General features: G+C 50.2%; 10 protein-coding genes. 8 read left to right on the forward strand and 2 right to left on the reverse strand.

From position 1 onward, the window contains the following. Window positions 1–110 precede the first annotated feature (110 nt). Entirely contained in the window at window positions 111–1,514 is a 1,404-nt protein-coding gene (uxaC, locus tag PXY01_RS08425) for a glucuronate isomerase (protein ID WP_127569249.1), read from the reverse strand. Between the two features lie 330 nt (window positions 1,515–1,844). Between uxaC and PXY01_RS08430 the strand changes: the two genes are divergently transcribed. The 8 genes from PXY01_RS08430 (at window position 1,845) to PXY01_RS08465 (ending at window position 11,630) form a co-directional block, all read left to right on the forward strand. Then, entirely contained in the window at window positions 1,845–2,795 is a 951-nt protein-coding gene (locus PXY01_RS08430) for an L-lactate dehydrogenase (RefSeq protein WP_127569251.1), read from the forward strand. A gap of 189 nt (window positions 2,796–2,984) precedes the next feature. Further along, the gene (locus tag PXY01_RS08435) at window positions 2,985–4,301 is read left to right on the forward strand and encodes a deoxyguanosinetriphosphate triphosphohydrolase family protein (protein WP_127569253.1); all 1,317 of its coding nucleotides are present in this window, start codon (window positions 2,985–2,987) and stop codon (window positions 4,299–4,301) included. A gap of 296 nt (window positions 4,302–4,597) precedes the next feature. After that, entirely contained in the window at window positions 4,598–5,929 is a 1,332-nt protein-coding gene (locus PXY01_RS08440; protein WP_127569255.1) for an extracellular solute-binding protein, read from the forward strand. A 143-nt stretch (window positions 5,930–6,072) separates the two neighbouring features. Beyond that, the gene (locus tag PXY01_RS08445) at window positions 6,073–6,963 is read left to right on the forward strand and encodes a carbohydrate ABC transporter permease (protein ID WP_127569257.1); all 891 of its coding nucleotides are present in this window, start codon (window positions 6,073–6,075) and stop codon (window positions 6,961–6,963) included. Window positions 6,964–7,002: 39 nt separating this feature from the next. Continuing rightward, entirely contained in the window at window positions 7,003–7,881 is an 879-nt protein-coding gene (locus tag PXY01_RS08450; protein WP_127569259.1) for a carbohydrate ABC transporter permease, read from the forward strand. A 168-nt stretch (window positions 7,882–8,049) separates the two neighbouring features. Further along, window positions 8,050–10,014, forward strand: a complete 1,965-nt coding sequence (locus PXY01_RS08455) for a cache domain-containing sensor histidine kinase (protein ID WP_246027841.1) — start codon at window positions 8,050–8,052, stop codon at window positions 10,012–10,014. Between the two features lie 26 nt (window positions 10,015–10,040). Next, complete coding sequence (locus PXY01_RS08460) at window positions 10,041–11,213, forward strand: response regulator (protein WP_127569261.1); 1,173 nt, start codon at window positions 10,041–10,043, stop codon at window positions 11,211–11,213. Window positions 11,214–11,477: 264 nt separating this feature from the next. Next, on the forward strand, window positions 11,478–11,630 hold the full coding sequence (locus tag PXY01_RS08465) for a DUF1540 domain-containing protein (RefSeq protein WP_127569263.1): 153 nt from the start codon (window positions 11,478–11,480) through the stop codon (window positions 11,628–11,630). A gap of 236 nt (window positions 11,631–11,866) precedes the next feature. Here the strand turns inward: PXY01_RS08465 and PXY01_RS08470 are convergent, their stop codons facing one another. After that, the gene (locus tag PXY01_RS08470) at window positions 11,867–12,106 is read right to left on the reverse strand and encodes a hypothetical protein (RefSeq protein WP_127569265.1); all 240 of its coding nucleotides are present in this window, start codon (window positions 12,104–12,106) and stop codon (window positions 11,867–11,869) included. Window positions 12,107–12,191 lie beyond the last annotated feature (85 nt).

The raw sequence follows: 12,191 nt of genomic DNA on the forward strand, positions 1-12,191 counted from the left end.
TGTTCATATTTTGTTCAAAAATTGATCAATTTTCCGACAAAAGTTACAGACCGTCCTGTACGATACTGAAAATCTGGGACTTTAGCACACTTTATTCTCTTCAACCGCTATTAGAAACCGAAATACTGCTTCGCATTCTCATAGCAAATACCGCGGACGATGCTCGTAAGCAGTTCATCGTCGTTTGGCACTTCGCCGTCCTCCACCCACTGTCCAATTAGATTGCATAGAATGCGGCGGAAATATTCGTGACGCGTATACGACAAGAAGCTGCGTGAATCGGTCAGCATTCCGACGAACCGGCTCAGCAGTCCGAAGTTCGCAAGTGCATTCATCTGGGCCAGCATTCCGTCCTTCGTATCGTTGAACCACCAAGCGGAGCCGAATTGAATTTTGCCTGGCGTGCCGCCGCCTTGGAAGCTGCCCATAATGGTGCCGATGGCGTTGTAATCGTTCGGATTGAGCGAATAGAGAATCGTCTTCGGCAGCTTGTTATTATCATCAAGCGCGCTCAACAGCTTCGTCAGCGCATAAGCAACCGGGCTGTCATTAATGGAATCGAAGCCGGTGTCGGGCCCGAGCTCACGGAACGCACGTTTATTGTTGTTACGGTTTGCATTGATATGGAATTGGCTTGCCCAGCCATACTCTGCATATCGACTTCCGACATGAACGAGAGTGAACGTTTTGAATTTCGCTTCCGCTTCTGCGTCAACCTTCTCTCCACGCATTGCGGCTGCGAATATCGCTGCGACTTCTTCCTTCGTCGCATCGGCATACATCATCACATCGAGCGCAAGATCCGCTACGCGGCAGCCGACCTCGTGGAAGAAATTAATCCGGTCATCCAGAGCAGACAGCAGATCGTCATAAGAAGATATCGGCTTGCCGCTTACCTCTGCAAGCTTGCCGACATATTCGGCGAAGCCGTCGCGGTTTACTTCAATTGCCCTGTCCGGACGGAATGAAGGCAGTACCTTTACATCCTGGAACGTTTCGTCCTGCTTCAATTTAATATGCCATTCCAACGAGTCGATCGGATCGTCCGTCGTACAGATCACTTTGACGTTCGATTTGCGGATAAAATCGCGTGCGCCGTAGCCTTCATCACCGAGCTGCGTATTGACGCGCTCCCAGATCGACGGGGCATTGCGTTCGTTAATCCAGTCGTACACCCCGAAGTAGCGTTGAAGCTCCAGATGCGACCAATGATATAGCGGATTGCCGATCGCCATCGGCACCGTGCGTGCGAACGCCATGAATCGTTCATAGTCGTCTGCTCCGCCTGTAATCAAGCTCTCCTCCACGCCATTGGCACGCATAGCACGCCATTTGTAATGATCACCGGACAGCCATGCGTCAGTCAGATTACGGAACTTCTTGTTCTCGTAAATTTCCTGCGGGCTGAGATGGCAGTGATAATCGATGATTGGGAGCTCCTTCGCGGTCTGTTCATAAAGACGAACCGCCGTCTCCGTGTGCAGCAGAAAATGTTCATTCATAAAAGGCTTCATAAAAGTGCGATACCGCCCTTTCTTACATTATGATGTGCACGCGGATGCGCGCCGAACAACGTTGTTCATCGGAAGATGAATGGGCTTACACCTCCCTATCCTACTCTTTCGGCTGATCATATTCAATGCTTGCTTGCTGCAAAATTGTCCATCACTGCCAATTGCAAATTCTTCGTAACACTCCCCGGAGCTCGTCCACCCTTTGTCATCTCTATGTTCGTCCCTCGCTATTATGTCTGAATAGTGTAATTTTTTATAACACTTCTATAACAATTATGCCGCTTCCTTTCATATACTGCTATATAGCAGCCAGAGAGCGGGGAATTGCAGATGGGAAGCAAAGCACGCAAAGTTGCCATTGTCGGAGTCGGCCATGTAGGCGCCAGCTGCGCCTATTCGCTTATTAACCAATCCATATGTGACGAGATCGTTCTGATTGACCGCACACCACAGCGCGCTCATGCTCAAGCGCTTGATCTGTCGCACTGCATGGATTTCACCTATACCCGTACCAAAATATTCGCCGGCACCTATGCAGATTGCGCAGACGCTGACATCGCAGTATTGTGCGCAGGCACCTACCCTAAGCCGGGAGGCACGCGGCTGGATATGGCAGACATAGCCTTCGCCATCTATCAGCCTATTATCCCTTCATTAATAGCGAGCGGATTCAACGGCATATTGGTTACGGCAGCCAATCCTGTCGATGTCGTCACCTATATCGTATGGAAACTGTCAGGACTGCCGCGTCAGCGGGTGATCGGCACCGGCACCTCCATCGACTCCTCCCGTCTGAAGACACTGCTGTCCGAGTATTTGCCCGTCGATCCACGCAGCGTGAGCGGCTACGTCCTGGGCGAGCACGGGGAGTCCCAATTCGCAGCTTGGTCGCACGTTACGGTCGGCAGCAAGCCGATTCTGGACATCCTCGCCCAGCATCCGCAGCGGTTTAGCCAGCTCAATCTGGATGACATTGAGAAGAAGACGCGTAATGCCGGTTGGGAGATCCTGCAGCATAAAGGCTCGACTCATTACGGCATTGCCAATGCAATTGCACATATCATACGGTCGATACTTAATGACGACTTCAACATTACAGCCGTATCCGCCGTATTGGAAGGAGAGTACGGTGAGCGCAATGTCTGCGCAGGCGTCCCTGCCATTCTGACACGTCAAGGCATCGCGGAGCTGGTCGAACTTAATCTAACGCCTACAGAGCAAGCACGGTTTGCCTATTCATGTCAGGTCATCCGATCGACAGCGGAACGGTTAGCCTTATAAAATTCTATCATTCATGACATGCTACACCTTAACCGCAGCAGTCCGAGTCAGGAGCTGCGCTTACGATCGTTCGGATTTCGTTCGAATGCCCCTTTGACAATGTAATGAATAATGACATAGAGTAAATGAACAACGAGTTCATCGACATGCATAGGCCGCGACACGGTTCGGAATAGGAGGCGAAGCCTAATGGATTTGCGTAAAATGCGGCTGGACGAACCGGCGATCGGCACGTTCAGCGAAGAGAGAGAAGAATATGAACGAGACTATGCCCGGCTAATTCAATCCCCGGCTTTTCGCAGATTGCAGGGCAAATCGCAAGTATTCGGGGCCGGCTCCGGCGATTATTACCGTACGCGCCTGACGCATTCGCTCGAGGTTGCCCAGATTGCGCGAGAAGTAGCGGGTCGGCTTGGCAAGCAGTATCCTTTCATTGCCAAGCGCGAGCATCCGGGACTGCTGCTTGATCCGACCGTGGTCGAATGCGCTTCGCTGGCGCACGATTTCGGCCATCCGCCTTTTGGCCACAAAGGGGAGGAAGTATTGAATCAGCTGCTCTTCGAAGAATACGGCATGAAATATGAAGGCAACGCACAAAACTTCCGCATCTTAATGTTTCTGGAGAAACGGGCAGGCAGCGGCAGCGGACTGGATCTAACCGCCTCCGTCCTGCTTGGCGTGAACAAATATCCTTACTGCCTCGACGATCCTGGCCGTTTCAAGGGCGTCTACCGCGAGGAATGGGCCCGAATCAACCACATCCGCGAGCTGTGGGGGATGCCTAAGGAATGCTCCACACTGGAAGCTCAGCTGATGGACCTGTGCGACGATATCGCCTATTCGACACACGATATCGAAGACGGCATTCGCGCCGGGAAAATCCAAATGAACCGGACATTTTTTGAGGACGATCGTCTTATTGACCAGCTCATTCACGAGATTACATCCGACCAAGGAAACGGCAATCTTCGCTGGAATGAGGTCGATATGAGAGCGATGTGCCGCCGCGCCATGGATGAATACCTAGAGCAGTGGGAAGCACTGTACATTCAATGTGACCGGGAATCGTCCCGCACCCGCCGCGAGATGAAAGCCCGCTGGGTAAGCACCTTCGCTGGTCGCGTCGGTATTATCGACGATACCGCCAAAGGGTGGAAGCGAGTCACGATCGTCCGCGAAGGCGGGGAGGATCTCGAGCTGCTGCGAACGATGGAGATCTTAAAGAAGCTTGCATGGGTAACGCTTATTAAAGACTTCCGCGTTCAACGGCTGCAAATGCGCAGTGAAATTATGATCCGTCGGCTGTGGGAAAGCTTCTGTGATCCGGATCGAGGACGGCTCATTCTGCCGCCAGACTGGACAGAAAGCTTCGAACGCCACAAGTCGCATTGGCAATGGCCGCGTTTCATCGCGGATTACATCTCGGGCATGACCGATTCCTACGCATCCAAAGTATATAATGAGCTGTATGCCAGCAAGACGGGCTCCATCTACGAGATGGATTAGAATACTAGGGCGGGCCGGAAAGTCTGCATGGTATAGGTGCAGAAATTTAGCTTCGTTGCAAGGTTGGACAGAAAACAAGCCTCTTGTTTTCCGTCCAGCCTTTTTTAGTCCCCCCTAGTTACACCGTTCTGAAGGTTCGATAAATTTCTACTTCTACAGAAGATTCGAGCCTCATACAGGGCTGTCGACCTACACAACCTTAAAAATACAAACCTATATTCCTAAGTTCGCACATTGTTCACTAGATGGCGGAGAGGGCATAATGAAGACACACCAAATAAGGGGGAATCAATACCATGCGCAAAAGTACGAAGTGGATGAGCATCGCACTTGCAGGTGCACTGACAATGTCACTCGCAGCATGCGGCAGCGATTCGAAAGATAATGACAATACGTCCAACGGCGGTGCATCGGCGGATACGACCAAGGATAAGAAGGTTACTATTACCTTCCAAAACATTTATCCCGATCCATCGACGCCATCAGCGAAGGTCATGGACAAAATCGTTAAACAATACATGGCTGAGCATCCGAACGTGAAGATCGAGCTCGACTCACTCAACACGGACCAGCAGAAAGCGAAGCTGAAAACACAGGCCGCTTCCAAGGAAGTACCAGACATCACGATCGTGAACCCGGCAGCACAAATGAAGGATTATGTTGACGCTGGCCTGTTCGCACCGCTAAACGACGTTCTGGATAAGAACGGACTGAGAGATACGTTCCAAGAAGGTATCCTCGACTGGTACAGCTTCAACGACAACGTATACGCACTGCCAGATGGCAACAACATCGGCGTCATGTTCTACAACAAGAAGCTGTTTACTGAAGCAGGCATCGCGGCAGCTCCAACAACATTCGACGAGCTGCTTGCAGACGTTAAGCTCTTGAAGGACAAAGGCATTACGCCAATCGTAGCAGGTGAGAAAGATACTTGGACTGGTTCATTCCTGTTCATGAACATCCTGCTCCGCACGAATGGTCCTGGCTTCCTGCAATCCGTCGTAGACGGTACGAAAGACTTCAACGATCCAGCATTCACGGAAGCGGTAGACGCATTCCAACAGCTCGTTCAAGCCGGCGCATTCCAAGACGGCGCAACGTCGATGGACTACAATGCGGCAGAGAACCTGTTCAAAACGGGCAAAGCGGCTATGTACTACATGGGCACATGGTCAGCAGGTGCAGTTGACCAATCCGAGATCGGTCCGGACGCAGGCGTATTCAAGTTCCCTACGGTTAACGGCAAAGGCGACCTAGACGAGTACATGCTTGCCCCAGGCTCCGGCTTCGCAGTGTCGGCGAACAGCAAGCATCTCGAAGAAACGAAGGACTTCCTGAACTACTTCATGCTGCAATATCCGAAAGTATCGTTCGAAGAGAAGAATGCACTCACCGTTGCTCAGAAAGTTGATGGCGATCTCGCGGCAGCAGGCTACTCCCCGCTCCAAATTGAAATTGCCAACATGAAGAGTGCAGTTAAAGGCGGCGACCTGTCGTTCGACAACACGATGAACCCTGCAACGTCGCAAATTCACTTGACGAGCATCCAGAACCTGTTCGTTCAAAAAGTTGATTCTGCTTCGGTAGGCAAAGAGCATCAAGCCGCTTACGAATCGAATAAGTAATTTCGCTTCACCATTGGATTTGTTCGATCCGATTCGCTAGTTTACGCGAAAGGGAGCGACCCTGTCGCTCCCTTTCTTCTATCTAAAGAGTCAACACAAGATGAATCACAGCACATCTTTCAAGATTTAAGGAGGCGAGCTTAATGAATGCGCTCAAGGTGCCTGCACGGACAATTGCAATATTCGTGCTTCCATGTCTACTGCTGTACGTCTGCCTCGTATTCGTTCCAATCTTCTACAGTATGTACACGAGTACGTTCGACTGGAACGGCATCGGCGTTAAGAAGTATATCGGTCTCGACAACTATGTAGATCTACTGTATCACGACAAAGTGTTCTGGCCTGCTGTCCGCCACACGCTAATGTTTGCCCTGTTCTCCATGCTGGAGATTCCGATCGCGCTTCTCGTTGCAACGCTGCTGAACCGTTATGTACGTAAACCAAATTTCTTTGTTTCCGCGTATTTCGTTCCTGTCATTTTGTCTGTCGTCATTATTGGTCAACTATGGAAAACAATTTATAACCCTGCATCGCTTGGCGGTATGATTAACCAGACGCTTGACAGCCTCGGGCTGCACAGCTGGACTCATTCGTGGCTTACCGAACCGGATTTCGCCATGTACGCTCTTTATTTTGTTGCTTTATGGCAGTACCTTGGTTATCACTTACTCATTCAGTACACAGGTATCTCCAACATCCCTACTGAAATCTACGAGGCGGCCAAAATCGACGGAGCAGATGGCTTCAAAGCGGATTGGTACATTACGTTCCCGCTGGTCGTCCCGATATTCAAAATATCAATTATTCTTGCTTTCATCGGCTCGCTGCAATCCTTCGACATGATCATGGTCATGACGGGCGGTGGTCCTGCTCACGCAACAGACGTTATCGCAACCCACATGTACAACATGTCGTTCCTGTCGTCGAAATTCGGCTATGGCAGCGCGATCGCAATTATTCTCGTTATCGTATGTCTTGTCGCAACGGTTATCATCAATACGGCGTTTGCCAAGATCGAGAAAAAAATCGGCTAGGTACGCTGCCGAATGTAACGCGAAAGGAGTTTATGACTTATGAATCAGGCGCTTACTTCGCCAGCGGCCGCCGTAACCGTGCCGGCACGCAAGCGGGTACCAATCGCTCGTATTTCAGTGTTCACGCTGCTCGGCATTCTGCTCGTCACGCAGCTGTACCCTTTGCTATGGCTCATTCTATACTCACTTAAGACGAATGAAGAAATATTGTCCGGCAAGTTCTTTGCTCTCCCTAAATCGCTGCAATGGGAAAACTACAAGCAAGCGATCGAGGCGAACTACTGGCAGTATCTCTATAACAGCGTATTTGTCACCGTCGTCACGATGACATGCGTTATCGTTCTTGCCAGCATGGCCTCTTACGCCATTACTCGTTTCAAATGGAAACTGGGACCGGTCGTCATGCTCATCTTCCTGATGGGGATGATGATCCCTGTACAGGCAACCCTGCTGCCAATCATGATGATCTTCAAGAACATTCCTGGCTTAATGGGCACACGCTGGTCGATCATTCTGCCTTACATCGCGTACCAAACGCCGATCGCCGTATTCATTCTAAGCGGCTTCATGCGCACGATTCCTCATGAGATCGAGGAATCCGCTCATATGGACGGGGCTAGCGTATTCAAGACGTTCCGGAGCATTATTCTCCCGATCTCGATTCCGCCGATCGTAACGGTATGTATCCTGACGTTCATCAACATCTGGAACGAATACATTCTGGCTGCAACCTTCATCTCGTCCGCGAAGTATAAAACGCTCCCGTTCGGGGTTAACAGCTTCGTCAGCCAATATTCGTCCAACTACGGAGCTATCGGTGCGTATTTGGTGCTTGGTGCCCTGCCAGTCATCGTCATGTATTTCCTATTGTCAGAGAAAATTACGAAAGGTATGGTTGCAGGAGCTGTCAAAGGCTAATTGCCAACCGCTCCTTCTCATATTCCTGCTCAACAAGCCTTTGAAGCCTCTTGGGGTCAAAGGCTTGTTTTATTTTCCCTATTTCTCAGCTTAACGGAACATTTTAATAATGTGGTATGATAGAAGGCGTATGTCATCATCTGTTAAAAAAAAGCGGGGGCTATCTTCATGTTGCGCGTGTTTCGCAGCTTTCGTTCGATCCGGAACCGATTGTTTATCCTGCTCATCATCAGCATGATCGGGCTGCTCTCTATCGTAACGTACCTTTATTACCAACGTGCTACGGAGCAGTATCACGATAAAGTAAACGAAATTGCAGAGAAGAACGTGCGGCAGACGATGCGCGTCTACGACCTGCTGCTGGACAGCTATAACGGCTTATCCAAATCGCTAGCGACTAACGCCGACCTGCTCCGTATGATTGACAATCAACCCGACAATCCTGCGCTTGCTGTCATTAATGAACGCTCGATTACGAATATACTAGGCAATCAGTTTTACTCCCGCAATGACATTGTATCGATTCACATCTTTACAAATTCCGGTGCAACTTATACTTACGGTAATTATCCGAACGCCGTTGAGCCTAACTTCACAAGCCGTGAGTGGTACAACCGGCTCAAGAAATCGGACGGCGGCATCGTATGGCTGGGGCTATTCAAGCATTCGCTTACCGATCAGACCATTGAAGCACCTGTATTCGCATATGGTCGGTTAATGTATGATCTTCTTGAGCATAAGCCAATCGGCGTTCTCCTTATTCAGATGAAGGCAGATCAAGTTACCTCGGCGCTCATCAATATGCGCCTAGGTCCGGACGGTGACGCCTTCATCCTGGCCGATGACGGCAGAATGCTGGCTTCCGATGACCCATCTGAGGCAGCCAACGTCCCATGGAGCTTCCATGCTGACGAGGCCGAAAAGCAGAGCCTATCTGCGATGACGGCTCATACTGCCGCAAGCGAAGTCTACGATTCAAGCGACTACATCGGCATGACGAGCACGCTGACGAGCATGGATGCTTTGGAGCTGCTGCTCACTTTGAACGGGACGCTTCAGGATAACGAAATCGTATTCGACCAGCGACCGAATGAACTCGTTGTTGCCTCGATAGCAGACAAGTATAATTGGACATTTATAAGTCGAACGCCGAACCGTAACCTGAACGTCGAATTTAATCAGACGCAGCATTATTTTGTGCTCGTGCTCTCCATTCTGCTGCTCGTCTCTATTGCGATCGCCAGCTTCATTGCCCGTACCATCTCCCTGCCGCTAAAGCGGATTGTGCAGCAGATGCGTCAGGTGGAGAACGGGAATTTCCGCGGCTCCGTTCATACGAAGTCATCCTATGAGGAAACCGACATTCTAGTCTCTTCATTTAATCATATGGTGCACCGAATGAATGATCTCATTGAACGGGAGAAAGAATCGTCGGCAAGGGAGAAGCAGGCACAGCTGCAAGCACTGCAGTCGCAGGTCAATCCACATTTTCTATATAATACGCTGGATATGATCTACTGGATGATGGACGAGCAAGGAAATGATCGCTTATCCCGGATCGTCTTGTCGCTGTCGTATATGTTCCGTTACAGCAGTAACTGGGATGAGCATTCTAACTCCACACTTGGAGAAGAGCTTGAAATGATCCGGCATTATTTGACAATTATCGAAGCCCGGCTGGAAGATCGTCTAACCGCGGATATCGAGGTCAAGCCGGAATTCATGGATGTACAAATACCGAAGATGACGCTGCAACCAATTATCGAGAATGCGGTGAAGCATGGGCTAGAGCCTGCGCTTCACCCCGGCCTGCTGCAAGTCTATGCAGAGGCTGAAGGACAACGACTTCAGATCACAATCGCCGACAATGGCGTCGGTATCGATCCGCTCGCGCTGGCACAGCTGCAAGCGGCTCTAGGACAGCAGCCAGACAGCGGCAATCCGAGCATGCCAAGAATAGTCGACAGCACGAAGCGCAAAGGCATCGGCATCGCGAACGTGCATCATCGTCTCGTCCTGATGCATGGTGAAGCATACGGACTCGCCGTGCAGAGCGAGCAAGGTATCGGAACGACCGTTCGGGTCACGCTTCCTCTTCCACCTCGTTTCACAAAGGAACGACAGCCGGAATAGCCTGATGAGAGGAGAATTTCACGGCAATGAACATTCTGATTGTAGATGATGAGAACATCATAAGAAACGGCATCAAACGGACGATCCAGAGCCGGTACTCTGACTACCAGATATGGCTGGCCGCTTCGGCGGATGAAGCAGTTAAACAGCTGCGCAGCGAATCGATCGATCTTGTGCTGAGTGATATTATGATGCCGGGCATGTCGGGTCTCGAGCTAATGAAGGTAGCCAAGCCGCAGCACCCTCATGTCCGCTGGGTATTTATTTCAGCAAAATCTGAATTCGCGTTCGCGCAGGAAGCGCTTCGTCTCGGCGCGCGCGACTATCTGGTTAAGCCAATCGGCAAGGAGCGAATCATCGAGCTGATCGACCAGCTGCAGGACGAGCTTCGCAAAGAGTCAGAGCAGTCGCGCAGCATGCGGCAGCTCGAAATGAACTTGAAATATTTGCGGGAAGCGGTATTCCAACGTTGGGCAGCCAGTCTTGATATCGGTAACTTCGACATGCAGCCGCTCATAGAGGCCTATCCGTCCTTTAATCTTGTCATGGTGAAGATGGATGCTGACCGACCGGTTCGTCTTGAACATTTTATTATTGACAATGTGCTGTCTGAGTTGATCGAACGTTACGGCCAAGGCTTTGTCATCAGCTACGATTCACAGAGTCTGCTCGGGCTCGTATCCGTCACCAATGATGCGCTCACGCAATTGACCGGCGAGCTGAGGACGCATCTTCGGCAATATTTGAAGGTGCCATTTCAGGTCATGACTTCGGGAATTATCGATCAGTTCGATCAAGTGCCGGCTGAAATTCGCAAGCTCTCGCAAGTTTCTGACTCGTATGTATACGAGCAAGATGAACGGGGAAGTGACCGCGCGATTGAAACGGCAATCCACTATATTAAATCTCACTTCCGAGAAGATTTATCGCTTGAGAAGGTCGCGTCCGTCGTCTTCTTAAATCCGGTCTACTTCAGCCAGCTATTCAAACAGAAGACAGGACAAGGATATAAGGACTTCGTCATTCAGCTGCGGCTGGAGCAGGCGAAGCGGCTGCTGCACAATCCGAGCTTGAAGCTTGCTGAGGTCGCGGAGCGAATCGGCTATCAGGATGTGCGCCATTTTACACAGGTTTTTCGCAAAAGGTTCAACATTACGCCGACAGAGTATCGGACGCAGGAAATCGGCCAGGGGGACTAGAAGCAGCTATGTTGCTCGATATAAGCTTGCGGCAAGGCAATCGGCATACTTTTTCGCAAGAATAGCCTAGGAATGCGCCTATAAGCATAAGCGCTGCCTAGGCTGTTTTATTTTGTGTGCAGGTTGCAGTTAATTGCGCTGCCGCTTACGAGGCACTTTTCCTTCCACATCCTAGTATAAAAGCATAAGAAAATAGCCCATCCTTATTAAGGAACGGCCAATCCAGGAATGATCCGGCCGCTTCCAGAATGGGAGGTGAAATCAATGGCTAAGGATGTACTGTGTGAAGTAAACTCCTGCAAATTTTGGGGCAATGGCAACAAATGCAACGCGTCCTCGATCTATGTTGTCAGCCGTACCCATCAGCCTCGGCAATCCGAGGAAACGGATTGCAAGACGTTTGAGCCGAAAATTTAGTCTGTTCACTGCTGGATAAGTAAGATCGTATGCCTAAGCATGTATCGCAGTCACCAGGCAGCCTTGGCGAGAGGCTGCCTGCCCTTCGTTCTCGACTACATTATATCCAATAATGATAATTATTATCACCGTCTGCAAACCGTACCGTTTGCTTAATCAGACTGCAAACCATTCCATCATCATAAATATGCGTCATCGGCTGCGAAAGGCCGATGACGCATATTCATCGATAAAGCTTAGCGGCCTCTGCCTCTGCTGTTTCTCATCATTCCGCAGTCCACGTCGCGTTCATAGACAACATGTACATGCTTAGGCACTGGCACACAATGATGGCGACGGATAATTTCTACAGCATGAATAACCTCATACTCTTGCGGATAATAATAGTCTTCATACACTTGTACCGGATCCAGCATCACCGGATCGAGCTTGCCGCAATGTTTATGATGATGATGGTGGTGGTGATAATTCGACATTATCGTCTTCCTCCTTGGTGGTGAAGTTATATTATAATTTATGCCTTGCGAAGCTAGTTGATTGGACTTCCCCCCATCGGCTTCT

This window comes from Paenibacillus xylaniclasticus (assembly GCF_004001065.1).
Taxonomy (GTDB): Bacteria; Bacillota; Bacilli; order Paenibacillales; family Paenibacillaceae; genus Paenibacillus_T; species Paenibacillus_T xylaniclasticus.